Here is a 24,596-nt window from a genome sequence, read left to right as displayed (position 1 = left end):
TCAGATCGAAATTGCAATGGCGTATTGATCAACCGGCGGATTGTAGCGCTGTTTCGGCCTTGGCTTTCAGCCATCCCAACATCTCGCGATAGGGCACAGGGCCATAGCTGATCCGGGCGACGCCCAGTTTTGCCAGTGTCACATTATCCGGTGTACCGGGCAGAGCAATGATATTGACCGGCAGTTCTGTGGCGTCACACAGCTTGCCAATCATTACCTCATCCCGCAGACCGGGTGCGAAAAAGCCGCTAGCGCCTGCATCCGCATAGGCCTGGGCCCGTAGGATGGCATCAGTCAGCATCGCCTCATCATGGGTATCGGGGTGCGCTTTGAGGAAAATATCTGTCCGCGCGTTGATAAAGGCCGAAACGCCTGTAGCGTCACAGGTTTCGCGCAGAGCAGCGACACGGGCGGCCTGAATCTCTGTCTCGTAAAGCTCTTTCGTTCCAACGATCTGATCTTCAAAGTTAAAGCCCACTACACCCGTGGCCAGTGCCTTTTTTGCGTTCAGTGCGATGTCTGAGGGAACTTCGGCATAGCCGCCCTCGAAATCCAGTGTCACGGGCAGATCGACCGCCTCGACAATCCGGCGCACATTGTCCAGTGCAAAGTCCAAGGGCAGGTTCTGACCGTCCGAGAATCCTTGGGCCATCGCAACTGGTGCGCTGCCTGTCGCGATGGCCTTGGCACCTGCGTCGCGCACGGCTCCGGCGCTGCCTGCATCCCAGATGTTGTACAGGATTACAGGATCACCTTTCTGATGGAGCGCGGCGAATGCCTCGGCGCGTTGAACTTGGTCAGTCATGAGATCGTTCCTTCAAAAATCGCCGTTGGATCACTGTAAGGCGCAGCATATGCGTTGGCCTGCCTATTCGCTGCCCGCGCTGCCCGAAACATAACGCGCGCTGAATGTCGCCTCTCCCAGCCGTTTCAGCAATGAAAGCTCGGTCTCTAGCCAGGATTTATGGCCTTCCTCTTCCAGCAAGATACGCTCGAACAGGGTGCGCGATCCCACATCGCCCACTTCAGCAGCCTGTGCCGCCGCTTGGGTATAGAAATCAACGGCTTCCGTCTCGTCCTTGAGGTCCGAAGAGAACATCTGCTCAAGGCTTTCAGCCGCTGCGGGGCTTTTCTGAAGTTCAAGCTGCGGGGTGCCGCCCAGAAACAGGATGCGCTCGATAAAGACGTCCGAATGCCTCATCTCTTCTTGCATTTCACCGCGCATCTTCTCGGCCAGAATATCAAGGCCCCAATCATCCAGCACATGCGCATGCAACTGATACTGATGGGCCGCCGTCATCTCCATCCGAAGCGCTTGTTGAAGATTGGTGATCGTTGTCGCGTTGCTCATCTGAACACTCCCAAGTCTCTGATCCAAGCCTGACCAGCCCAAAGGAGCAGGTCTGCTTGTTCAAAGACTTAGGGGGTCGCATCGGTCAAAGCAATGCGCTTGCGCAAACAGAGTACGATCAGACCAGGCGCGAGCTGTCTTTCGCTGCCCGCACAAAGTCGCGAAACAGCGGATGGGGATCAAACGGCTTGGATTTCAGTTCAGGGTGATATTGCACCCCGATGAACCAAGGGTGATCCGACCACTCGACGATTTCTGGCAGGCGACCATCGGGCGACATGCCCGAGAAGTTCAAACCAGCTTTTTCCAACTTGTCGCGGTATTTGATGTCCACCTCATACCGGTGGCGGTGCCGTTCCTCGATCTGGGTGTTGCCATAGACATCCGCCACTTTGGAGCCCTCGGCCAGAACCGCGTTATAGGCGCCCAGCCGCATGGTGCCGCCCTTGTCGTCACCCACTTTGCGCTCGACCTTGTGGTTGCCCTGAACCCATTCTTTCAGGTGATAAACTACTGGTTCGAAACGCTTTTTCCCGGCCTCATGGTCGAATTCCTCTGATCCGGCCTCGGTAATGCCCGCCGCATTGCGCGCCGCTTCGATCACCGCCATCTGCATGCCCAGACAGATGCCCAGATAGGGCACCTTGTGCTCGCGCGCATATTGCGCGGCCTTGATCTTGCCTTCCGTGCCCCGCTCGCCAAAACCGCCGGGGACGAGGATGGCGTGATAGCCTTCCAAATGAGGTGCTGCGTCTTCGGTGTCAAAGATCTCGGCATCGACCCATTCGACCTTGACCTTGACCCGATTGGCCATGCCGCCATGGGTCAGCGCTTCGGCAATCGACTTATAGGCGTCTTCCAACTGCGTGTATTTGCCGACAATCGCGACTTTCACCTCGCCTTCGGCATTGTGGATGCGGTCGCTCACGTCTTCCCACTTGGCCAGATCGGGCTTGGGGGCGGGGCTGATCTGGAAAGCGTCCAGAACTGCCTGATCCAGACCTTCGCGGTGATAGGCCAGCGGAGCGTCATAGATGGTTGAAAGGTCCTGCGCCGCGATCACGCTGTCGGGGCGCACGTTACAGAAGAGGGCCAGCTTTTCGCGTTCCTTGGTTGGGATCGGCCCCTCGGACCGGCAAACCAGAATATCGGGTGCCAAACCGATTGAGCGTAGCTCTTTCACCGAGTGCTGGGTCGGCTTGGTTTTCAACTCGCCCGAAGCCTTGATGTAAGGCAGCAGGGTCAGATGCATAAAGATGCACTGCCCGCGCGGCTTGTCCTGGCTGAACTGGCGGATGGCTTCGAAAAAGGGAAGGCCCTCGATATCGCCCACGGTGCCACCGATTTCACACAGCATAAAATCAACCTCATCCTCGCCGATGGCGATGAAATCTTTGATCTCATTGGTGACGTGCGGGATCACCTGAATGGTCTTGCCCAGATAGTCGCCGCGGCGCTCTTTCTCGAGCACATTCGAATAGATCCGCCCGGAACTGACCGAGTCGGTCTTGCGCGCGGCCACGCCGGTGAAACGTTCGTAGTGACCCAGATCCAGATCCGTCTCGGCCCCGTCATCGGTGACGAACACTTCGCCATGCTCAAAGGGCGACATGGTGCCGGGATCGACGTTCAGGTAAGGATCCAGCTTGCGCAGGCGTACGGAATATCCCCGGGCCTGCAACAAAGCGCCCAAAGCCGCCGAAGCCAGCCCTTTTCCCAAGGATGAAACCACACCACCGGTGATGAAAATAAAACGCGCCATGTTGTTCGGCTAGCTCCCGTGAGACGTCAAAATCAGCTGCCCGGCGGTTCAAGAAAAACCGCTGCATCACGGGACTTCACGTATAAAGGATTCGCGCCCATAGCGCAAGAGAACCGCAAGATGCTGTTGCAGTTCTCTGTCGAGTTTCTAGGTTTAGTGGCTTAGTCGGCCTGAGGGATCAGTGGCGCATTGTCGCCCGACGCCGGTGGCAGCAGGTCATCCGCCGACGGAACCGCAGGTGTGCTGTCTTCGGCCGAAGCCGGTGCCGGAACGCCCAAACGGTCAATAACCGAGCCGCTGGAAGATTTTTGCGCTGCCAGAATGGTCAGCGTGATCGACGTGACGATAAAGCAGGCCGCCAGGATCCAGGTCACCTTACCCAATGCCGTTGCCGCAGCGCGACCTGTCATGGCACCGCCACCGCCGCCTCCGCCCATGCCAAGACCACCGCCCTCGGACCGCTGCATCAGCACGACGGCGATCAGGCCCAAAGCCAAGAGAAGGTGGATGATAAGAACGACGTTTTCCATAGTGGTCCTGTACAGCGTGGCGTGTATCGCGTGGTACTTATGCAAGTTTGCCAGCGGGGGCAAGTCACGAGTTTGCATCATTTGTGCTGATGGACCCTATCACAGCAAAGGGACTGGACAGAGCAATTCATCCGGCGCAGGTTGCGGCCATGCCACATGACAGTCACGACCACCCGCACGCCCTGTTGCCGCCTGAGCCCGCTTTGCGCGTCAAAGCGCTTGAGACGATCTTGACCCGCAAAGGGTTGATCGATCCGGCTGCACTGGATGAAATCATCGATACCTATCAGAACAAGATTGGGCCCCAGAACGGTGCCCGTGTTGTTGCCAAAGCTTGGACCGACCCAGACTTCAAGGCCGCGCTGCTGGAAGATGCCACACCAGTGGTGGCCGATCTGGGCTATTACGGACGTCAGGGTGAACATATGGTGGTGGTCGAGAACACGCCGGACCAGCATAACATGGTCGTCTGTACCCTGTGCAGCTGTTACCCATGGCCGCTGCTTGGCATCCCGCCGGGGTGGTACAAGTCCGACGCTTACCGTGCCCGCGCGGTGCGCGAGCCGCGCAAGGTTCTGGCCGAGTTTGGCGTCAGCCTGCCCGACACCTCCTCGGTGCGGGTTTGGGATTCAACCGCTGAAGTGCGTTATCTCGTCTTGCCCATGCGTCCAGAAGGCACAGAAGCGCTGGACGAAGAGGCGCTTGCCGCACTGGTCACACGCGACAGCATGATCGGCACCGGCTTGCCCAAGGTGCCGGCATGACGCGGGTGCATGACATGGGCGGGCGCTTTGGCGACGGCGCGATCAATCCCGAACCCGAAGACGCGCCGGTTTTTGCCGAAGACTGGCATGGTCGGGCGCTGGCTGTCACTCTGGCGGCTGGGTTCCTGGGGCAATGGAATATTGATGTCTCACGCCATGCGCGGGAATGCCTTTCCCCCAAGGATTACACGCGGTTTTCTTATTATGAGAAATGGCTGGCTGGTCTGGCCGGCCTGTTGGTCGATCGCGGTGTTCTGACCTTGGACGATTTGCGGGGCGCAAGCGAGGAAGGCGCGCATCCGTTGGTGGGCAAAATGTTGCGAGCCGAGGCTGTGGCCGCTGCGCTGGCCAAAGGCGGGCCCGCAGATCGCCCTTCGAATATCGCGCAGCGTTTTTCGATTGGGCAAGAGGTTGTCACCGCGCGCCCTGCTGGCAATCGGCTGGTTGACGGTGGCCATACACGGTTGCCGATCTATGCAGCAGGTGCCAAGGGACGCATTCTGCGCGTGCACGGATCCCATGTTCTGCCGGATTCCAGCGCTCATGATCTGGGCGAAGCGCCCGAACCGCTCTACGCGGTGGCCTTCGCAGCCTCGGAGCTTTGGGTAAACCCCGAACACCCCAGGGACGAGGTCGTCTTGGATCTGTGGCAAAGCTATCTGGAGCCTGCATGAGCGATTGCGCCGAAATCGCCGCGCCGGAACCGGTATTTGCCGAACCTTGGCACGCTCAGGTCTTTGCGGTGACTGTGGCGTTGAACGAAGCAGGGCGGTTCGCCTGGCCCGAATGGGCCGCGCGGTTTTCCGAGACGCTCAAGCGAAATGGGCTGAGCCGCGACTTGGACGGCGGTGACGACTATTTTCACGCCTGGCTCGAAACGCTTGAAACGTTTCTGGCGGAACAGGGCGCGGCGCTGCCCGATGACGTTGCCGATATACAGTCGGCCTGGGAAGATGCCTACCTGACCACACCACATGGACAACCGGTGCGATTGCCTCAGGGCAGGTAAGGGCAATTTGCCTCTGCTCCATTTCAGGGCTGCGGCGAAATATCGGTTTCCCTGTTCACAGAGCCTCGTTATACGAGCCGAGTTTGAGTCCTCAGAGTGAAAAGGATCGGGTATGGCCAACGTGGTTGTTGTCGGCGCCCAATGGGGTGACGAAGGAAAAGGCAAGATCGTCGACTGGCTCAGCGAGCGGGCGGATGTGATTGCGCGTTTTCAGGGCGGTCACAATGCCGGGCACACTCTGGTCATCGATAAAGAGGTCTACAAGCTGCACGCGCTGCCCTCGGGCGTGGTGCGCGGTGGCAAGCTGAGCGTGATCGGCAATGGCGTTGTTCTGGACCCGTGGCATCTGATCAAAGAGATTGGAACGATCCGCGCGCAGGGCGTCGAGATCACGCCCGAGACGCTGATGATCGCGGAAAACACACCGTTGATCCTGCCAATTCACGGCGAGTTGGACCGGGCGCGCGAAGAGGCGGCCAGCAAGGGCACCAAGATCGGGACCACCGGTCGCGGGATTGGTCCGGCTTATGAAGACAAGGTGGGGCGCCGCTCGGTTCGGGTGGCCGATCTTGCGGATGAAGCCACGCTGGAGGCGCGGGTGGACCGCGCTTTGCAACACCACGATCCTTTGCGCAAAGGTTTGGGGATTGATCCGGTGGATCGCGACGCACTGATCGCCCAGCTCAAAGAGATTGCGGCCGAGATTTTGCCCTTTGCGGCACCAGTGTGGAAAGTGCTGAACGAAAAGCGCAAGGCCGGAAAACGTATTCTGTTCGAAGGGGCGCAGGGCGCGCTTTTGGACATCGACTTTGGCACTTATCCCTTTGTCACCTCGTCCAATGTGATTGCGGGTCAGGCGGCCACCGGCGTGGGGATCGGCCCGGGCTCGATTGATTTCGTTCTTGGCATTGTGAAAGCCTATACCACGCGCGTGGGCGAGGGGCCGTTTCCGACCGAGCTGGAGGATGCAGACGGCCAGCGCCTGGGCGAACGGGGCCACGAGTTTGGCACCACCACCGGGCGCAAGCGCCGCTGCGGCTGGTTTGACGCCTGCCTTGTGCGCCAGACCTGCGCCACCAGCGGGGTTAACGGGATATCTCTGACCAAGCTGGACGTGCTTGACGGGTTTGATACGCTGAAGATCTGTACCGGGTACATGCTGGACGGTGCGCGGCTGGATTACCTTCCGACCGCGGCAGATCAGCAGGCGCGCTGCACGCCGATCTATGAAGAAATGCCGGGGTGGAGCGAATCCACCGAGGGGGCGCGCAGCTGGGCCGATTTGCCAGCGAACGCGATCAAATATGTGCGCAGGGTCGAAGAGCTGATCGAATGCCCGGTGGCGCTGTTGTCCACCAGCCCGGAGCGGGATGACACCATTCTGGTGACCGACCCGTTTGCAGATTGATGGCGGATCAGCAGAAACCCGGCCTCAGCTACAAAGCAAGGCGGCGCTGGTCGCTGGTTTTGCTGCTCGTCGGCTTGCCGCTTTACATTGTCGCGGTGGTTACCGTGGTGAACTGGCTTGATCGTCCACCGATCTGGTTGGAGTTTGTCGTCTATGTGGTTTTAGGTGTGCTCTGGGCTTTGCCGTTCAAATTCGTCTTTCGCGGTGTCGGCAAGGAAGACCCTGATCACGACCAATAGTTCGGTTGTCTCTCGAAGGACGATCACCGAAGGACCAGATGGTCCGTGCTCTGCCGCTTTCTCTAACAGAGCACCTACAAGCGGTAGGTTCAGGTTTGGTTAGACGTCAACGCAACCCCGGTGGAGGGAAAAAAGGCCAGAGCATAACTCTGGCCTAGTTTACGAGGGGTAATTTCTAACGCAGGCCGGTGTGCTTACCCGGCCGCGCGTTCGTCGTCCGGGCGAAAGCCGATATCCGTTGACGCGGCAAAGCGACCGCCACCGGCTTTTTCGATCTTTCCGTCCCGCAGCAATTGACCGAATGAACGCAAGCTTTCTTCTCGGTCAAAGCTGTCTTGTTTCAGCGAACGCACCTTGTTCATCAGTTGCGGGCGCGAAAACTGTTCCTGACCTTCGATGAACGACAGATAGGCGGCGGCTGCCTCAAGAAGATCGGGCAGGGATTGCGCGCCTTGTTCTTGCGCGAAGGTTGCGAATCCACCTTCTTCTTCGCCAGCAAGTGGCTGAGATACGCTGCTGTGCTGCGCCAATGTCTCGTCTTCGTTCCTCTCTGGCGCGGCGTCCACACGCTGTTCAGCTACCAGTTTCAGCGGAGACGCGGCATCCGCATTTGGGCGTTTGCTGGTGACCTTGACTTCGGGGCGACGCGGGCTCACCACCGAGGCCAGATCGCCTCTGTACTCTTCGTCTGGTGAGCCTTGGTTCGCGTTCGGATCAGCCTGTCTTTCTGCTTCGGTTGCAGCCACGGCTGTACGCAGATGCGAATACGCTTCACGCTGTCCGCTGGTTTCCGGGTCTTCCATCCGTTCATCCGCCGTATCCATCAGACGCGAGACGTCTTCGGTGCGGGTGTCTTCTTCTGGGGCGTCCTCTGGCGGGGTTGGGCGTGCCGCCATTTCAGCTTCGATCAGTGAAATCTCTTCCAACAGGTCGGCTTCGTCATCCGCGTCCAGGACGTTGCGCTGATCCTCTTCTTCATCCGACTGCTCTGGCGTGTGCGATGTCGCCGAGGTTTGACGTTCGCTGGAATCTTCCGGCATGTGCAGTGGCTCGCTGCTTTCAACGACGTGATCGGCACTGACAGCAGCTTGATCCGTGGCGTCGTCTTGACCCGCATCGGTATCACGCGCCAGCATTGCAGCGGCTTCTTCGATAACCGAACTGTCGAAAACTGGCTCCATATCGGCGGGTTCTTCTTCGGTGTCAAAGTCCGCGTCGAGATTGCCCGGCTTCGTCGGTGTTGTGGGCAATTCCTCAGCGAATTCTTGAGGCTGGGGTTCGGCCTTAACCTCAGGTGCAACTGTTTTCGGACGATGGGCTTCATACTCTGCGACTACAGCGTCCAGTTCACGCTGTTGACGGTCGGCTTCCGGCCAATCGTCGTCCTCTGCAGGTTCATTTTCGGCGCTGTCGGAAGTCTCAGCTTCCAAATCCGAAGGATCGAGAGCACCCGACGCGAACGCAGCAGAAATTGCGTCATATTGTGGCTTTTTGGGTTCGATATAACCGGTATCCACATCTTCACCGCCCGCGTCGGCGGCAGGGGTCTGATCCGAATGTGAAACGACGGCGCGGATACGCTGCAGTTTTGCAGCAATGCTGTCTGCCGGAGGCTCGTCTTGAAAGTCGACTGCCGGGGCAGGCGTGGGAACAGGGCTAGATTCAGGTAGGGTTGGAGCCGCAGCGGCAGGGGCGATGTCAGCACCCTCAGCATTACCCGTTTCACTTTCGGTCGCGCGCAAGAGCAGTCCACTCTCGCTTTGGCGGGCTTCGACGTGGCGCGATGCTTCGCGCTGGGCAATACGGGTCAGCATCGCGGCGTCAGGTTGTGGAGGTTCGGACCCAAAATAGCGGTCGTCAGCCGCCAGGTCACGGAAGTACTCGGCAATCGCCTTCATTGTTTCAAATGAGTCGTCAAAGCCTTCCAATGTGCATGAGAAGGTGCCGTAAGAAACGGTCAATACCTTGTTGTTCTGTACCATCAGACGCACGTCCTTTACAAACTAACGGGCCGTTGTACCGCGCGTGTGGCACGGCCTCGACACTAAACTATGACCATGAGCCTATCATTTTGTGGTCTCAATATGTCCAAAACCGGGAAAAATGGTCAATCTTACGAAAATTGAGGTTATTGTACGCTCAAACGGGCCAATAGCGTTGTTTGGTGGGGGTGAAATCGCCCCGCAAGACGTCGAATTGGCGTTAAGCCGCGCCGAATCCGTTGTCGCGGCGGATGGCGGTGCCGCGCGGGCAATCGATTCGGGGCGTATTCCTGACGCGGTAATCGGTGATTTCGACTCGTTGGACACGCGATACCGCGAACAAGTCTCGCCCGAGCGTTTGTTTCCAATTCGTGAACAGGACAGCACGGATTTTGAGAAGGCACTGACTCGCATTTCTGCGCCCGTCGTCCTGGGTATCGGGTTTCTGGGCGCGCGTGTAGATCATCAATTGGCGGTCTTCAATACGCTGGTGCGTTATCCCGACAGTGGCTGCATTTTGCTGGGCGCGCATGAGATTGTTTTTCATGCGCCACCGCGTCTTTCAGTGCCGCTGAACGGCGGAGAAACCGTGTCTTTGTTTCCGATGCGACCGGTGTCCGGGCGCAGTCAGGGTCTGGAATGGCCGATAGACGGGCTGGCACTTGCGCCGGACGGGCGCATCGGCACGTCGAACCGGGCCACCGGTGATCTTGATGTACAGACGGACGCCCCGGGCCTGTTGGTGATGCTTCCGCGTGCGGCTTTGGATGATGTTATGCAGCTGTTTCTGTCAGGGCGCTGCGGGCGATGGAGCGTTCCCTCCATATGACATAGAACCCTGCGGCCATAGTGATGAGGATGCCAATTGCGGCCAGCCCGTTTGGAAGATCGTGGAATATGATCCAGCCGAACAAGGTGGCCACCGGAATCTCCAGGTATTGCATTGGGGCCAGTGTCGCCGAGGGTGCATACCGCAGCGACCAGGTCATGCAAAGATGTGCCAATGTGCCCATCACGCCAATGCCTGCCAAGAGCCAGAGGGGCGTGTTGGGAGCGATGGTCAGCGAAATATCCCAGGTCTCTGTGAGTGTGCCAATCAGCAAAACCGGCAAAAGCACAACCGAAGCCATAGCGCCAGACACCGCCTGTTGTGAAACCGGATCGGTTTCCTTGGCGATTTGGCGTGTAACCAGCATGAACAGCGCAAAGATTACAGCGACGACAAGCGGCAGCAGGGCAGGTGCACCCACCTCGGCAAAGCTGGGTTGAATGACCATCAAGGTGCCGATGAAACCCACAACGCAAGCCATCAGACGCCGTGCGCCGACCTCTTCATTCAGAAAGTAATTGCCCAAGAGCAGCAGGATGAAGGGCATAACAAATGCGATGGCCACGGCATCGGCCAATGGTAGAAACTTGAGCGACGTGAACATGGCGGTAAGACCTGCGATCTGCAGCGCTGTCCTGAGTGCGGTCAGCGAAAAGATCCGCCCGCGCATCCGCCATGGTCGCTTAGTCAGATAGACAATCGGAACAAGAATCAATGCTTGCACCGCAAAACGGGCAAAAACCAAAAGGCCGATGGGCGTTGTTTCCCCTAATAACTTGGCCAAGGCATCACCCATCGGGGCGAGCAGGCAAAAGCCAAGCATAAACATGATGCCGATCAGCGGCCGATCCTGAGTCATTGCGCGACGCTAAACGGTTGTTTGGTTGGGGGAAAGGCGGATGAGCTCTAATTTTCAGGCAAGGGCTGAAATTTTGTGTAGTCAGGACCGATGCAATGCGGCAGACCGTCATTCAACTCCAGCCAGTTCAGTTTCTCTTCGAACGCGACATGCAGGGTCGGGCGCAAGGCCTCAGGGTCTAACAGCGTTGCAACATAGAGGTGCAGCACATCCGACATGGCGGTCGAGCGGAATGAGATCGGTGTGCCGCAAGTCGGGCAGAAACTGCGTTCAACACCAGGAGACGAGCGGAACAGCTTTGGCGCTTCGCCGGTCCAGCGCCACTTGCCATCCCGCACGCCAAAATAGGTGGTCATGGGGGCCGCGCATTGGCGTCTGCAACTGTCACAATGGCAGGTCACGCAGGACAGAACCGGTGGTTCAACCGCATAGCGGACCGCTCCGCATAGACATCGACCTTCCATTCGGCGGCTCCTTTTTTCGTTATCCCTTGCGCTCAGCAGTTGGGCACGTTCACGGCCAACCCGCCCAGCGATGTTTCCTTGTATTTCTCATGCATGTCATGCCCGGTCTGGCGCATGGTTTCGATCACTGAATCTAGTGGCACAAAATGCTGCCCGTCTCCGCGCAGCGCCAATGACGCGGCAGACACAGCCTTGATCGCGCCCAGCCCGTTGCGCTCGATACAGGGCACCTGCACCAAACCCGCTACCGGATCGCAGGTCATGCCAAGATGATGTTCCAGCGCGATTTCCGCTGCGTTTTCAACTTGTTCTGGCGTTCCGCCCATCACGGCACACAGCCCAGCCGCAGCCATGGCCGCGGCGCTGCCAACTTCGGCCTGACACCCGGCCTCAGCCCCCGAGATCGAGGCGTTGAACTTGACCAAGCCGCCAATGGCCGCAGCCGTCAGCAAGAAATCTTCGATCCGGCTTTCCGAGGCGCCGGGCACGTGATCAAGGTAATAGCGCAGGACCGCAGGCAAAACGCCCGCCGCACCATTGGTGGGCGCGGTCACCACCTGGCCACCGGCGGCGTTTTCCTCGTTCACCGCCATGGCATAGACGCTCATCCAGTCGTTGATCGTGTGCGGTGCGTTCAGGTTCATGCCCCGCTCGGCTTGCAGCGCATCGTGAATGCCCTTGGCGCGGCGGCGCACGTTCAACCCACCGGGCAGGATGCCATCAGTGGTCAAGCCCCGCTCGATACAGTCATTCATCACTTGCCACAGCCGGGCTGACCCTTTGGCAAGGCTTTCGGAACACCCACGTGAGATCTCATTCTCACGCTTCATCTGCGCAATCGACTTACCGCTGGACCTGGCCATATCCAGCATCTCGACCGCCGACTTGAACGGGAAGGGAATGGGCGCGCCTTCTTCGGTTGCCTTACCTTCGGCAAGTTCCTCTTCGGTCAGGACAAAGCCACCACCGATGGAATAATAGACCTGCCGCAAGATCACATCGCCTTGCGCATCGGTGGCCATCAGGATCATGCCATTGGCGTGGCCGGGTAGGGTGGTGTCGAAGTCGAAGATCAAATCGGCTTTGGGGTCAAATGCCAGATCAGGCAGGCCTTCAGGTGAAACCCTCTGTGTCTTTGCAATCTCGGCCAGAGTGGCTTCGGCCTTTTCGTGGTCGTAGGTGTCGGGCACAAACCCTGCCAGCCCCAGAATGGTGGCACGGTCGGTGGCGTGGCCCACACCGGTAAAGGCCAGGGACCCATGCAGCGACCCGCGCAGGCCCGAGAATTCAAACGGTGACGCGCGCATCAGATCAAGAAAACGCGCAGCGGCCACCATCGGGCCCATCGTGTGCGAAGAAGACGGGCCGATGCCCACTTTGAACATGTCGAAGACAGAGAGGAACATATCAGAGAGCAGAGCCTTCAGGCGGGTTGGGGAGGATCGGTGAAGTAAACGGGTTTGGCCCCAGACCTTCTGCAACAATCGCAGTCTGCGTCGCGGGGCGGGTTTCAAGCCGTGTCAGGATGTGATGCAGATGGGGCGTGTCGGCCAACTGAAACCAACTTTTGTCAGCTTGCGTCGGATAAAGTTGCATCCACCGCATCATCGCGGCCAGATAGTAGGTCAAGACCGAGGGGTGATCGGGCTGCAACCAGCGCGGGGATCTCGCGGCTTCTGCCTCCAGGTTCTGCAGATGGGTTCTCAACCGTGGACGAATTCCGGTGCGCAGGGTCTCGGCCTGTCCGGAGGCTATGTACTTTTCAGCATAGAACAGGATCCGCAGATCCGCGTGCAGCGTGTTCGATGCAAAAAACAGCCATTTCAGAAAACTCGCGCGCTCGGCGCTGTCAGGGGCAGGGGCAAGTTGTTGGTGCGTGTCTGCAAGCCATAGTAAAATGGCGGCGGTTTCAAAGATCGGCCCCTGGGGCGTTTCCAGAACCGGGATCAACCCGTTGGGGTTCAACGCGCGATAGGCCGAACTGTCCTGCGCCTTTTCACGCCGGTCCACCAGCATTGTCTGATAGCGTTGGCCCATCTCGTCCAGCGCCAGGCGGACGACCAGCGAAGCGTTGTCAGGAGCATAGTGAAGCACGTAAGGCGTTTGCATAAGTCCTGTCTACGGCGATGGGCTCGAGTCGGAAGGTTCGAATGCGACGTTTCCTATCGGAAACGCGCAGCAAATTCCACCTTCTATCCTTTGTTTTCGTGAATTGCCCCTCGCAGTTGTCGGGGTCATTCCGTATAAGCCTCACACGAGGGTGTAGGAAAGCTTTCATGGTAGGAGAAATGACACCGATCGAACGGGCCAAACGGGTTGCAGCTTACCGTGCTGCAGAACTTGTCGAAGACGGAATGCGCGTGGGTTTGGGAACGGGCTCGACCGCCGAATGGCTGGTGCGGCGCCTGGGCGAACGGGTTCGGCAGGGTGGCTTGAAGATCAAGGCGGTCCCGACCTCAAGTGCCACAGCTCAGTTGGCGCGCGAAGTGGGGATCGAGGTGGTCTCACTGGATCAGGCGCGCTGGCTGGATTTGACAATCGACGGCGCTGACGAATTCGATGACGAACTGAACCTGATCAAAGGCGGCGGCGCGGCTTTGTTACATGAAAAGATCGTTGCAACGGCAAGCGACCAGATGGTTGTGATTGCTGATGCCGGAAAAGAGGTTGAGAATCTGGGTGCCTTTCCCTTGCCTGTCGAGGTTATCCCTTTTGGCTGGCAAACTACGCGGACGCTGATCGAAGAAGCGCTGGATGCAATGGATGTGCTGGGCACTTCTGTCACCCTGCGCATGGCAGGTGAAGTTCCGCGCGTCACCGACGAAGGTAACCATATTCTGGATCTGCACCTCAAGCGGATCGGCAATGTCCGGCAAATGGCATTGGTCCTGAACCAGATCCCGGGCGTGGTCGAGAACGGGTTGTTCATCGATATCTGTGACAAGGTCATGATCGGCTTTGGCGATGGCCGGGTCGAGCTGCGCGATATCAATGCGGGCACGGTCCAGACCGATCAGCCGCAAGACAATACAGAAAACGTCTTCTCGGACGAGATGGACTGAGTCCCACGGGCCGAGATGGTACAGTTCGAACGCAAAATCGCTTTTCTTGCGCCAAGGGGTTGGCAGGCCGGAAATAACGCCCAGATATCCTGCGGTATTTGGCAAGCTGATAGAAGGAACCCAGCATGAGCTTTGACTATGATCTTTTTGTCATCGGTGGAGGCTCGGGTGGGGTCCGTGCGGCACGTGTCGCGGCAGGAGAGACCGGTGCAAAGGTGGCTTTGGCCGAGGAAGATCGCTATGGCGGTACCTGCGTAATCCGGGGTTGCGTGCCGAAAAAGCTGATGGTGTTTGCCAGCGAGTTTTCCGGCATGGTCGGTGACGCGCAGGCGTTTGGCTGGGATATTCAGCCCGGTGCGTTCAACTGGGATACGTTTCACGGCAAATTGGTGGCCGAGCTGGACCGGCTGGAAGGCGTTTACCGCAATATCCTGAAAAACAACGGTGTCGAGAGCTTTGACCAGCGCGCGCATCTGGTGGATGCGCATACAGTTGAACTGGCCGATGGCACCCGCAAGACCGCCAAGCATATTTTGATTGCCACGGGTGGGCGTCCTGTTGTGCCAGACTTTCCGGGCTCGGATCTGGCGATTACGTCAAATGAGGTCTTTCATCTGGACAAGCTGCCAGACAGCATCCTGATTGTCGGTGGTGGCTATATCGCCAGTGAATTTGCCGGGATCATGAATGGGTTGGGCGTCAAAACCACCCAGTTTTACCGCGGTGCGCAGATTTTGCGCGGATTTGACGATGAGGCGCGTGGGTTGGTTTGTGAGGAAATGCGCCAGAACGGGATCGATGTGCGTCTGGGTACGAATGTACTTGAGATGACCAAAGACGGTGATCAGATCCGCGTCAAGGCCACTGACGGGACCGAAGACCGGTTTGACGTCGTCATGTACGCCACCGGCCGCGCACCCAATGCTGACAACCTTGGGCTGGAAGCTTTGGGCGTCGAACGCGGCCGTAAGGGTGAGATCGTCGTGGACGCATACAGCCAGACCGCCGTGCCGTCGATCTATGCAATTGGTGACGTGACGGATCGGGTCAACCTGACCCCCGTTGCCATCCGCGAAGGGATGGCCTTTGTCGAAACCGTCTTCAAAGGCAACCCGACGCCTGTGGATCACGAGCTGATCCCAACCGCGATCTTCACCCAGCCTGAAATGGGCACTGTGGGGCTCAGCGAGGAAGAGGCGGCCGCGCAGGAACCGATCGAGGTCTATGCGACCTCGTTCAAGCCGATGCAAAAATCGTTTGCGGGCGGTACCCAGCGTGTTTTGATGAAATTGCTGGTCAGCAAGGCAACCCGCAAGGTTCTGGGCTGCCATATTGTGGCTCCGGGCGCAGGGGAGATGATCCAGCTGGCCGGCATTGCCATCAAGATGGGCGCCACCAAAGAGGATTTTGACCGCACGGTTGCAGTTCATCCGGTCATGGCCGAAGAACTGGTCACTATGCGGCAACCTGTGCGCACGGCTTGATTTGCAACCGGACGCACACAAGTTACAAGTAATTCCGTGATCACACGGGCCTAGACAAAGGAAATGATACATATGGCGGGCAACAGCGGCGGCCCCTGGGGGGGCGGAGGCTCCTCGGGCGGCGGAGGAAATCGGGGTAACAACGGGAACGGGCAACGCCCACCCGAAGGCGATGGCCCGCAGATCCCCGAGATCGATGAGCTGATGAAAAAAGGTCAGGAACAGCTGCGTGTGCTGATGGGCGGACGCGGGGGTTCGGGCCGTGGCGGCGGCGGCAAAGGGTCTGGCGGCGGTGGTCCGGCCTTTACCAAAAGCACGATTGCCATTGGCGCTGTCGCAGCCGCTGTGCTGTGGGGGCTGGCCAGTTTTTACACGGTCAAGCCAGAAGAACAGTCGGTCGAGCTGTTTCTGGGCGAGTTCTATGCGGTTGGAAACCCAGGCCTGAACTTTGCCCCATGGCCCTTTATCACCGCCGAGGTGATCCCGGTCACGCGCGAACAGAACGAAGATATGGGCGGGTCAACCGGACGTGACGACGGCTTGATGTTGACCGGCGACGAGAATGTGGTCGATATCGACTATCAAGTGGTGTGGAACATCAACGATCCCGCCAAGTTCTTGTTCAACTTGCGTGATCCGCGCCAGACAATCCGCGCGGTGTCTGAATCGGCCATGCGCGAGATTATCGCGCAAAGCGAACTGGCCCCGATCCTGAACCGGGATCGTGGTGTGATCGCCGAGCGTTTGCAGGAACTGATTCAAGCCACCATGGACAGCTATGATTCCGGTGTGAATATCGTCCGTGTGAACTTTGACAAAGCAGACCCGCCGCAGGACGTGATCGCCGCCTTCCGCGACGTTCAGGCTGCCGCTCAGGAACGCGACAGGTTGCAGAACGTGGCCGATGCCTATGCCAACCGCGTTTTGGCCGAAGCCCGTGGTGAAGCCGCGCAGGTGTTGGAAGAGGCCGAAGCCTATCGCGCGCAGCAGATCAACAGCGCGCAGGGTGAAGCCAGCCGTTTCAGCGCGGTTTTGGAAGAGTATACCAAAGCGCCCGATGTGACGCGCAAGCGCTTGTATCTGGAACGGATGGAACAGGTGTTGGGTGACGTCGACAAAATCATTCTTGACGAAAACTCGGGCGGCCAAAGCCAGGGTGTTGTACCCTATCTGCCGCTAAACGAACTGCGCCGCAATTCCGGTCAGGAGAATAACTGATGCGTAAGTCTACTCTCATTCTTCCCGTCATTGTTGTTCTGATCGTCGGTCTTCTGTCTTCGATCTTTATCGTGGACGAACGCGAGCGTGCGCTGGTCCTTCAATTCGGTCGTGTTGTCGCGGTTAAAGAAGAGCCGGGTCTTGCGTTCAAGATCCCGCTTATTCAGGAAGTAGTCCGCTATGACGACCGCATTTTGTCGATTGACGTGCAACCATTGGAGGTGACACCTCTGGATGACCGCCGTCTCGTGGTGGATGCCTTCGCACGCTATCGGATTTCGGATCTGGAACAGTTCCGGCAAGCGGTTGGTGTTGGTGGCATACCCGTTGCCGAAGACCGGCTTGACCGCATTCTGCGCGCCGAAACCCGCGAAGTTCTGGGTTCGGTCTCGTCCCGCGATATCCTCAGCTCGGATCGTGCGGCCCTGATGCTGCGGATCCGGAACAGTGCGATTGCCGAAGCGCGGGCGCTGGGCGTGAACGTGATCGACGTGCGTTTGAAAGCAACCGACCTGCCACAAGCCAACCTTGAAGCCACATTCGACCGGATGAAGGCGGAACGTGAGCGTGAGGCAACGGACGAGCGCGCCCGTGGTAACGAAGCCGCGCAACGTGTGCGCGCACAGGCCGACCGTACCGTGGTGGAACTGGTGTCCGACGCGAACCGTGAGGCCGAGATCATTCGCGGTGAGGCGGATGCCGAACGCAACGCGATCTTTGCCGAAGCTTTCGGTCAGGACCCAGAATTCTTCGAGTTCTATCGGTCCCTGTCTGCCTATGAGCGCGCCCTTCAAGGGGGCAACAGCTCGATGGTCCTGAGCCCAGATTCCGAGTTCTTCAATTATCTGAAGTCTCCGACCGGGCAGGCCTCGCAGTAATGGGTATGATCCTGCTGGCTTTCGGGCTGGTGCTGATTGTCGAGGGGCTGGCCTATGCGCTGGCCCCTTCGCTTATCGAACGCATGTTGGAAGCGCTGCGTTCGGTTCCAGAACAAGCGCGCCGCCTTATGGGACTTTTATGTGTTGTTTCAGGCCTGATCCTGCTTTGGGGCGCCTATCAGTTCGGGTTTTGACCTGTCGGAATTTCACGGCTGAGTGAATTCCCTGCGATCCCGAGTTGCGGGCGTGATCAAACTGACTACATTGTTTCCCAACACATGCCGCGAAACGCGGACATTTAGGGTTGGTATAAGGAGATCCCAGGTGCAGGCACATGCGCGCAGTCTTGCGGTACGATCTGACGAAATGGTCACGAAAATGCGGTTGGTATGGTTGGGATTTGCTACGATCCTGCTGGTGATGGCGCAAGCTCTGGCCGCGCATGCGCGGGGGGAAAGCCTGGCGCCATTGGCAGAACAGATCAGCCCGGCGGTGGTCAACATCACCACAAGCACCTTGATCGAAGGGCAGGCTGGCCCGCAAGGTATCGTTCCCGAAGGCTCTCCGTTCGAAGATTTCTTCCGTGAATTTCAAGACCGCAACGGAGGTGGCGACAGCGACCGCCCACGGCGCAGCAATGCGCTGGGGTCAGGATTCGTGATCTCGGAAGATGGTTATATCGTAACCAATAATCACGTTATTGCCGAAGCCGATGAGATCCTGATCGAGTTTTTCCCGGGCGATGGCCAACCGGTCAAGGAGTTGGTGGCCAAAGTTGTGGGCACCGATGAAAAAACGGATATCGCGCTGTTGAAGGTAGAGGCCTCGGGCCCGCTGCAATATGTGCAGTTCGGTGACAGTGACACCGCGCGCGTAGGCGATTGGGTCATCGCGATGGGCAACCCGTTGGGGCAAGGCTTTTCGGTCTCGGCTGGCATCGTTTCGGCACGCAACCGGGCGCTCAGCGGATCTTATGACGACTACATCCAGACCGATGCTGCAATTAACCGAGGCAACTCGGGTGGGCCGTTGTTTAACATGAGCGGCGAGGTGATCGGTGTGAACACCGCGATTCTGTCGCCCAATGGCGGATCGATCGGGATCGGCTTTTCGATGGCGTCGAACGTTGTGACCAAGGTCGTTGACCAACTGCGTGAGTTCGGTGAAACCCGTCGTGGTTGGCTGGGCGTGCGCATTCAGGACGTCACCGAAGACATGGCCGAGGCGATGGGCCTGGAAAAACCCGGCGGTGCGCTGATCAGTGATGTCCCGGATGGCCCTGCCAAGGAAGCGGGCCTGTTGGCTGGTGATGTGATTGTCAGCTTTGACGGTGTCGAAGTGGAAGACACCCGTGGGTTGGTCCGTCAGGTCGGTGAGACCACAGTCGGGAAGTCGGTTCGTGTTGTGGTCCATCGTGATGGTGGCACGCAAACCGTACTGGTGGTGCTGGGACGCCGGGAAGACGCAGAACGTGCCGAAACCGCAGAGGCGCCCGCAGTAGAGGAAGAGGAAGGCGCAAACAGCGAATTCCTGGGCCTGACGATTTCTCCGTTGACGGACACTCTGCGGGAAGAGCTTGGTCTGGCCGCTGATGCCGATGGCTTGGTTGTCACGGATGTAGACGAAGCGTCCGAGGCGTACTCCAAGGGCTTGCGGGCAGGGGATTTGATCACAGAAGCAGGCCAGCAAAAGGTCACTTCGGTTTCCGACCTCGAAACACGCATGGAAGAAGCCACCGAGGCGGGGCGCAAGTCGCTGCTCTTGCTCGTACGGCGGGGCGGTGAGCCGCGCTTTGTCGCGCTGAGCCTTTCAAGCTGACGCTCTCTAAACTGAAAATGTATCAAGGCCGGGGGCTATGGTCCTCGGCCTTTTCTTTTTCTCAACGCGCACGCAAAAAAGAAGCCATATGCCGGGGAAGGCATATGGCTCTGGTACAGGGAGAGGCCGATGGACAGATATCGGGGATGATAAATCAGCCTCCTACGGTAACAAAACAACGGCTAAACCCAGAACTGTGTCGAGTCTGTGAACAAGTTCACATAAGCCGAAAAGCTACATCAGATCCGACTCGGCCAATTCGCGCAGAGCTTCGAAATCATGGATCTGAACGCCGCCGCGAGTCGCCTCGACCATATCCTTGCGTTTCCAGGTCGAGATCGTTTTTGAAACGGCTTCTCGTGTGGCCCCGACAAATTCGGCCAATTCGCTTTGCGACATGGTGATGCGGTCGTTTGGATCGTCCTGCTGGTTGGCCAGATACAACAGTTTCCGCGCCAACCGGATGGGCATGGGCAAGAATACCTGTTCGTTCAACTGCAACCCCATATGGCGCATCCGCGCTCCGGCCAGCCGGATCATATCGACGGCAAGGTCAGGTTCTTGCCGGATCTGAGCCATGACATCGCGATGAAACACGCGCAACACGCGCGATGGTTCGGCAGCAGCGACGGTCGCAGTGCGCGGGCCTTGGTCAAACAGGGCAATCTCGCCGAAAACTTCGCCCGGACGCATCAGGCTGAGAGACAGTTTTCGCCCACTCATGGAAAGGAACGAAACCTCTAACGTGCCGTCCAGTATAGCATAAAGTGCATCCCCTTCATCGCCCTGTTCAAACAGGATATCCCCGCGATCCAAGGACACTTCTTTTGCCTGCGCGGTCAGCATCTCGCGCAGTTCCTCTGACGCTTCGGAAAGGAAGCCGCTGTTGGGAAAGGCCATCATTGGCGCTCTATTCTCCGATTGAGTGGTGGCAGTGGTGCTTCAACCTTCCACAGCTTTGACGCCAAGCCAAGGAATTTGTCGCGGCTATTCGCTGCGCGGTGGGGCTTTCTCACCTTCCGGGTCATCCATGAACCGTTGCAGTATACTGAACTGCAGCATCAGGAAAGCCATCAACGCGATCGGGAAGCCGAAGGTTTCGATTTTGACCCAAAGGTCGGTGGACATCGTCCGCCAGACGAACTCATTGGCGACTGCCAAGACGGCAAAACAGGCGCAGAGGCGGCGGGTCAGGATCATCCAGCCTTCGTGTTTCATCGGCAGCATGTCTTCCAGCACATAGGCTAGGTAGGATTTCTTCTGCAGCAGGCCAATGCCGAGGATCAGTGCGAAAAAGCCGTAGACGAGCGTTGTTTTCATCTTGAAGAAGCGTTCGTCATTGAACCATGCGGTCAGTCCGCCAAAGAACAGCACCATGAACGCAGTGAAGATCTGCATGCGGCTGAGCTTGCCCGTCAGGAACCACAATACACCCATCGCCGCCAGCATGAGGGGGACAAAGAGGATCGTGGCGACGATAAAGCCGGAATACTCGGTGCCGCCGATCATGAAACTATCGTCGCGCAGGCGCAGGTAGATGAAGAAAAAGGCCAGTGGCGGCCCAAGTTCCAGCACCTGTTTCAGAAACGGGTTGATGTCTTTCTTGTCGGTCATCTGAGCCTTCCTGCTGCTTACCCGCCCATTTCAACTATTACGGCGCCAAGTGCAATCAATGCCATCAAGGCGATCCGTCGTGGTCCAACGGTTTCTTTCAGAACCAGCCATCCGATCAAGGCGGCAAAGACGGTTGAGGTTTCGCGCAGGATGGCGGCTTCACCCACTTTGTCGAGACGTGTGGCCAGCATGATCGAGCCGAAAGAGAGCGGTGCGATGATCCCTCCGACCAACCCGCGCAGCATAAGAGGACCCAGGGCCGGGCGGTTGACCATGGCGCGCCACCGGAGCGCAGCGTAGACCGGCATCGCCGCGCCGTCGATCATGAAAAACCAGGCCAGAAATGTGAAGGGATCGGCGGTCGCGCGAATGCCATAGGCGTCATAGGTGGTGTAAAGCGCCACAAACAGCCCGGTGATCACCGCAAGAACCAGAGCGATGCCAAGTGTATCCCTGTCCGTTTCGAGATAACGCAGGTTATACGCGGCCAGGCCGAAGATGCCCGCCATCAATGTGGCGACACCCAGCCATTGGGTAACGTTGAAGGTCTCGCCAAACAGAAGATAGGCACCAAAGACGGTGAACAGCGGCCCGGTGCCGCGCACCACCGGGTAGACAACCGTATAGGAGCCCTTGGTATAGGCCAGTGCCTGTAGAGTTTTGTAGGCGATATGGATCAGCCAGACCAAAGCGAAGATCGGCCACATATAGGGCTCGGGCCAAGGGACCACGAAAAAAGCAAACGGTGCTGCCATGAGCCCATAACAGGCGTCAATCGCGCCACGCGATAACCACGGGTCATGGCGGCCTTTTTGCAGCGCGCCAAAAGCGGCATGCAGGAAGGCGGCGCTGAGTGCCAGTGCAAGGGCCAGATGATGGCCCGCTTCAGTACCTTCGAGGGAGATTAGCCAATCGCTCAAATCAGGGCTTTCGCTGGGAGAGAGGCCGGGGGTTTTCCATCCCCAGACCCCCGGAGGAATTTGGGGCCAGATGAAGGGGCGGATCAGCCTTGGGCGAGGCCGGTGAGGGCGGCGGCGAATTCTTCGGGGTCGAAGGGGGCCAGATCATCGATCTGTTCGCCGACACCGATGGCGTGGATCGGCAGGCCGAACTTGTCAGCCAGCGCCACCAGAACGCCGCCTTTGGCGGTGCCGTCAAGCTTGGTCATCACAAGGCCCGAGACATCAGCCAGCTTCTGAAAGGTCTCGACCTGGCTAAGCGCGTTCTGGCCTGTGGTTGCATCCAGCACCAGCAGCGTATTGTGCGGGGCTGTTTCATCGACCTTGCGGATGACGCGGACGATTTTGGCCAGCTCTTCCATCAGGTCGGCGCGGTTTTGCAGGCGGCCGGCGGTATCGATCATCAAGAGATCCGCGCCTTCGTTCTGCGCCCGCGTGAGCGCGTCAAACGCAAGGCTGGCCGGGTCCGAGCCCTCGGGTGCGGTCAGGACTGGCACACCAGCCCGATCGCCCCAAACCTGAAGCTGTTCGACAGCGGCGGCACGGAACGTGTCACCGGCGGCAATTACGACCTTTTTGCCAGCTGCTTTAAATTGGCTCGCCAGCTTGCCGATGGTGGTGGTTTTGCCGGATCCATTGACGCCGACAACCAGAACCACTTGGGGCCGCTTGGGGTAAAGCGGCATCGGTTTGGCCACAGGCTCCATCACCCGAGCCACTTCCTGCGCCAGCAATTGTTTGATTTCCTGTGTTGAGAGTTTGCGGCCAAAGCGGCCTTCGGCCATGTTGGCGGTGACGCGCAGAGCGGTGTCGACGCCCATATCCGAGGCAATCAGAAGCTCTTCGAGCTGTTCCAGCATATCGTCATCCAATGTGCGCCGGACAACGGCGCGGTCATCGGATTTGGAGAACAGACGGCTGAGCAACCCCTTTGGTTCCTCGGCTGGTTCCTTGGCGGCAGCTTGGGGTTCCGGATCGGGCGCTGCGGCTGGTGTGGGCTGCGTTTGTGGCGCGACCGGGGCGACGTCGACGGTTTCTGCAGGCGCGGGGGCTGTTTCCTCACCGCCATCTTCGACGATTGCATCCAGACCCTCTTCCAGGCGGGATGAGGATTTGAACAGCTTGTCCTTCAGCTTTGAGAAAAATGCCATTTATCAAGTCTCCGCAGGTGTTCCCCTCACCTAATGCGGATTTGCAGCAGTTGCAAAGGGTCCGGTGCATGCAATTGGATGCCCGATAACTGTGGGGCAGGTGGTCGCACTAAACGGGTTCTGTTTTGCCTCAAGCGTGAATGGCGCGGCGGCGCTAGCTCTGCCAAGATGGAGGCATGTTGAAACGTATAGTGATTCCCGCGCTGATTTGCGCCCAGGCCGCTGCGGCCCAATCACCGCTGAGCGCGGATGAGTTTGACGCCTATACTCAGGGCAAGACACTTTTCTATGGGTTTGAAGGTCAGATCTATGGGGTCGAACGCTATTTGCCGAACCGCCGTGTGATCTGGTCGTTTCTGGACGGACAGTGCAAAGAAGGCATCTGGTATGAGCAACAAGGTCAAATCTGCTTTGTCTATGAAGACCGATCGGACCCGCAATGCTGGGTGTTCACCGAAACCGGGCGCGGGTTGCTGGCGCAGTTTGAAGGCGATCCGCAGGCTACCGAGCTTTATGAGGCCGAAGATATCGGGGAAGAGATGGTCTGCCTTGGTCCCGACGTGGGCGTTTGATCAGTGCGCGCGCAGTTCGTCATAGTCAAGCATGACATGGGTTTGATAGGCGCGCCTTTTGGTGAGGCGGCGATAGTAGGCTTGCAGATTGGTGAGTGGCAGGCGCGGGATGTCGATATCGTAATACCGGTAAAGAACGTGACCTAACTGTATGTCGGCAAGCGAAAATTCCTCACCCGCCAACCATTTGTTTTGTGCAAGCTGTGCATCGGCAATAGCCAGTTTGTCGTGCAGGTTGCGAAGAGCTTGGGCAAGGGCCAGAGCGTCTTGCTGATCAGGCGGTGTGCGCACAACGTGCCAAAAGACAGGGACAGTGAACGCCATTGCCACATTCAGCTTGGCCCATTCGGCCCATTTGTCGATCTGGGCGCGGCGCGCGTTATCCGTCGGCCAAAAGCTGTCCTGAGCATGGACGCTGGCGAGATATCGCAAGATTGCACCGGTTTCCCAAAGAACGGGCCCGTCATCGTCCTGCAGAACCGGGATGGTTCCATTGGGATTGAGCGCCAGAAACTCGGGCGTATCCAACCCGCCAAAATGATGCCCCAGATCATGCCTGTGATAGGGCAGTCCCAACTCGCCCACGCACCACATCAGGGCCTGCACGTTTGACGATGTTTTGCGCCCCCAGATCGTAAGCATC

Annotated in this window: 27 protein-coding genes; 13 read left to right on the top strand and 14 right to left on the bottom strand. The window is 58.3% G+C overall.

Features of this window, described 5'->3' with window-relative positions; genetic code table 11:
* Positions 1 to 28: 28 nt before the first annotated feature.
* From GOV38_RS04350 to secG, 4 genes are all read right to left on the bottom strand, one after another.
* Positions 29 to 805, bottom strand: coding sequence for an isocitrate lyase/phosphoenolpyruvate mutase family protein (locus tag GOV38_RS04350; protein ID WP_171207745.1), 777 nt, complete (start codon positions 803 to 805; stop codon positions 29 to 31).
* 63 nt (positions 806 to 868) lie between these two features.
* Positions 869 to 1,351: a bacterioferritin gene (locus GOV38_RS04345; RefSeq protein ID WP_171207744.1), complete on the bottom strand. Its 483-nt coding sequence runs from the start codon at positions 1,349 to 1,351 to the stop codon at positions 869 to 871.
* Between the two features lie 118 nt (positions 1,352 to 1,469).
* Positions 1,470 to 3,113: a CTP synthase gene (locus GOV38_RS04340; RefSeq protein WP_171098302.1), complete on the bottom strand. Its 1,644-nt coding sequence runs from the start codon at positions 3,111 to 3,113 to the stop codon at positions 1,470 to 1,472.
* 161 nt (positions 3,114 to 3,274) lie between these two features.
* Positions 3,275 to 3,643: a preprotein translocase subunit SecG gene (gene secG / locus GOV38_RS04335; RefSeq protein ID WP_171098304.1), complete on the bottom strand. Its 369-nt coding sequence runs from the start codon at positions 3,641 to 3,643 to the stop codon at positions 3,275 to 3,277.
* A gap of 149 nt (positions 3,644 to 3,792) precedes the next feature.
* Between secG and nthA the strand changes: the two genes are divergently transcribed.
* The 5 genes from nthA (at position 3,793) to GOV38_RS04310 (ending at position 7,063) form a co-directional block, all read left to right on the top strand.
* Positions 3,793 to 4,407, top strand: coding sequence for a nitrile hydratase subunit alpha (nthA, locus tag GOV38_RS04330; protein WP_171207743.1), 615 nt, complete (start codon positions 3,793 to 3,795; stop codon positions 4,405 to 4,407).
* Positions 4,404 to 5,081, top strand: a complete 678-nt coding sequence (gene nthB, locus GOV38_RS04325; RefSeq protein WP_171207742.1) for a nitrile hydratase subunit beta — start codon at positions 4,404 to 4,406, stop codon at positions 5,079 to 5,081. Before nthA ends, nthB begins: the two co-directional genes overlap by 4 nt.
* On the top strand, positions 5,078 to 5,416 hold the full coding sequence (locus GOV38_RS04320; protein ID WP_171207741.1) for a nitrile hydratase accessory protein: 339 nt from the start codon (positions 5,078 to 5,080) through the stop codon (positions 5,414 to 5,416). Before nthB ends, GOV38_RS04320 begins: the two co-directional genes overlap by 4 nt.
* A gap of 112 nt (positions 5,417 to 5,528) precedes the next feature.
* The gene (locus GOV38_RS04315) at positions 5,529 to 6,824 is read left to right on the top strand and encodes an adenylosuccinate synthase (protein WP_171098310.1); all 1,296 of its coding nucleotides are present in this window, start codon (positions 5,529 to 5,531) and stop codon (positions 6,822 to 6,824) included.
* Positions 6,824 to 7,063, top strand: a complete 240-nt coding sequence (locus GOV38_RS04310; protein WP_171098311.1) for a DUF2842 domain-containing protein — start codon at positions 6,824 to 6,826, stop codon at positions 7,061 to 7,063. Before GOV38_RS04315 ends, GOV38_RS04310 begins: the two co-directional genes overlap by 1 nt.
* A 194-nt stretch (positions 7,064 to 7,257) precedes the next feature.
* Here GOV38_RS04310 and GOV38_RS04305 read toward each other — a convergent pair whose 3' ends face one another.
* A complete protein-coding gene (locus GOV38_RS04305) occupies positions 7,258 to 9,045 on the bottom strand; it encodes a hypothetical protein (RefSeq protein WP_171207740.1) in 1,788 nt (595 codons plus the stop codon).
* A 121-nt stretch (positions 9,046 to 9,166) separates the two neighbouring features.
* Here GOV38_RS04305 and GOV38_RS04300 point away from each other — a divergent pair, with 121 nt between their 5' ends.
* Positions 9,167 to 9,874 (top strand): thiamine diphosphokinase, encoded by a 708-nt coding sequence (locus tag GOV38_RS04300; RefSeq protein ID WP_171207739.1) that lies wholly within the window; start codon positions 9,167 to 9,169, stop codon positions 9,872 to 9,874.
* Here GOV38_RS04300 and GOV38_RS04295 read toward each other — a convergent pair.
* The 4 genes from GOV38_RS04295 to GOV38_RS04280 are packed head-to-tail and all read right to left on the bottom strand — an operon-like array spanning position 9,819 to position 13,306.
* Positions 9,819 to 10,733 (bottom strand): DMT family transporter, encoded by a 915-nt coding sequence (locus GOV38_RS04295; RefSeq protein WP_171207738.1) that lies wholly within the window; start codon positions 10,731 to 10,733, stop codon positions 9,819 to 9,821. The genes GOV38_RS04300 and GOV38_RS04295 overlap by 56 nt on opposite strands.
* Positions 10,734 to 10,780: 47 nt before the next feature.
* Entirely contained in the window at positions 10,781 to 11,197 is a 417-nt protein-coding gene (locus GOV38_RS04290; protein WP_171207737.1) for a GFA family protein, read from the bottom strand.
* Positions 11,198 to 11,229: 32 nt separating this feature from the next.
* Positions 11,230 to 12,603, bottom strand: coding sequence for an L-serine ammonia-lyase (locus GOV38_RS04285; RefSeq protein ID WP_171128895.1), 1,374 nt, complete (start codon positions 12,601 to 12,603; stop codon positions 11,230 to 11,232).
* Position 12,604: 1 nt separating this feature from the next.
* Positions 12,605 to 13,306: a glutathione S-transferase family protein gene (locus GOV38_RS04280; protein WP_171207736.1), complete on the bottom strand. Its 702-nt coding sequence runs from the start codon at positions 13,304 to 13,306 to the stop codon at positions 12,605 to 12,607.
* Between the two features lie 167 nt (positions 13,307 to 13,473).
* On the opposite strand from GOV38_RS04280, the gene rpiA reads away from it, so the two are divergent.
* From rpiA to GOV38_RS04250, 6 genes are all read left to right on the top strand, one after another.
* Positions 13,474 to 14,259, top strand: coding sequence for a ribose-5-phosphate isomerase RpiA (gene rpiA / locus GOV38_RS04275; protein WP_171207735.1), 786 nt, complete (start codon positions 13,474 to 13,476; stop codon positions 14,257 to 14,259).
* Positions 14,260 to 14,384: 125 nt separating this feature from the next.
* Positions 14,385 to 15,743 carry a glutathione-disulfide reductase gene (gor, locus tag GOV38_RS04270; RefSeq protein WP_171207734.1) on the top strand — a complete coding sequence of 453 codons (1,359 nt, stop codon included), beginning with the start codon at positions 14,385 to 14,387 and terminating at the stop codon, positions 15,741 to 15,743.
* A 72-nt stretch (positions 15,744 to 15,815) separates the two neighbouring features.
* Positions 15,816 to 16,961, top strand: coding sequence for an FtsH protease activity modulator HflK (gene hflK, locus GOV38_RS04265; RefSeq protein ID WP_171098326.1), 1,146 nt, complete (start codon positions 15,816 to 15,818; stop codon positions 16,959 to 16,961).
* A complete protein-coding gene (hflC, locus tag GOV38_RS04260) occupies positions 16,961 to 17,839 on the top strand; it encodes a protease modulator HflC (RefSeq protein ID WP_171128905.1) in 879 nt (292 codons plus the stop codon). The genes hflK and hflC overlap by 1 nt, the downstream gene beginning before the upstream one ends.
* Positions 17,839 to 18,033 carry a DUF2065 domain-containing protein gene (locus GOV38_RS04255; protein WP_171098330.1) on the top strand — a complete coding sequence of 65 codons (195 nt, stop codon included), beginning with the start codon at positions 17,839 to 17,841 and terminating at the stop codon, positions 18,031 to 18,033. The genes hflC and GOV38_RS04255 overlap by 1 nt, the downstream gene beginning before the upstream one ends.
* Before the next feature lie 172 nt (positions 18,034 to 18,205).
* Entirely contained in the window at positions 18,206 to 19,657 is a 1,452-nt protein-coding gene (locus GOV38_RS04250; RefSeq protein ID WP_171207940.1) for a Do family serine endopeptidase, read from the top strand.
* 234 nt (positions 19,658 to 19,891) lie between these two features.
* On the opposite strand, the gene GOV38_RS04245 is transcribed toward GOV38_RS04250, so the two are convergent.
* The 4 genes from GOV38_RS04245 to ftsY form a co-directional block, all read right to left on the bottom strand.
* Complete coding sequence (locus tag GOV38_RS04245; RefSeq protein ID WP_171098334.1) at positions 19,892 to 20,560, bottom strand: Crp/Fnr family transcriptional regulator; 669 nt, start codon at positions 20,558 to 20,560, stop codon at positions 19,892 to 19,894.
* An 84-nt stretch (positions 20,561 to 20,644) separates the two neighbouring features.
* Positions 20,645 to 21,271, bottom strand: coding sequence for an inner membrane-spanning protein YciB (locus GOV38_RS04240; protein ID WP_171207733.1), 627 nt, complete (start codon positions 21,269 to 21,271; stop codon positions 20,645 to 20,647).
* Between the two features lie 17 nt (positions 21,272 to 21,288).
* The gene (locus GOV38_RS04235; RefSeq protein ID WP_171128908.1) at positions 21,289 to 22,191 is read right to left on the bottom strand and encodes an EamA family transporter; all 903 of its coding nucleotides are present in this window, start codon (positions 22,189 to 22,191) and stop codon (positions 21,289 to 21,291) included.
* Positions 22,192 to 22,274: 83 nt separating this feature from the next.
* On the bottom strand, positions 22,275 to 23,381 hold the full coding sequence (ftsY, locus tag GOV38_RS04230; protein ID WP_171207732.1) for a signal recognition particle-docking protein FtsY: 1,107 nt from the start codon (positions 23,379 to 23,381) through the stop codon (positions 22,275 to 22,277).
* A gap of 176 nt (positions 23,382 to 23,557) precedes the next feature.
* On the opposite strand from ftsY, the gene GOV38_RS04225 reads away from it, so the two are divergent.
* Positions 23,558 to 23,953, top strand: a complete 396-nt coding sequence (locus GOV38_RS04225) for a hypothetical protein (protein ID WP_171207731.1) — start codon at positions 23,558 to 23,560, stop codon at positions 23,951 to 23,953.
* On the opposite strand, the gene GOV38_RS04220 is transcribed toward GOV38_RS04225, so the two are convergent.
* The gene (locus tag GOV38_RS04220) at positions 23,954 to 24,595 is read right to left on the bottom strand and encodes a glutathione S-transferase family protein (protein WP_171207730.1); all 642 of its coding nucleotides are present in this window, start codon (positions 24,593 to 24,595) and stop codon (positions 23,954 to 23,956) included. It abuts the gene before it with no gap.
* Position 24,596 lies beyond the last annotated feature (1 nt).

Origin of the sequence: Ruegeria sp. HKCCA5839 (assembly GCF_013035585.1) — a bacterium.
Taxonomy (GTDB): Bacteria; Pseudomonadota; Alphaproteobacteria; order Rhodobacterales; family Rhodobacteraceae; genus Ruegeria.
This window is presented reverse-complemented; position numbering and strand designations above follow the sequence as displayed.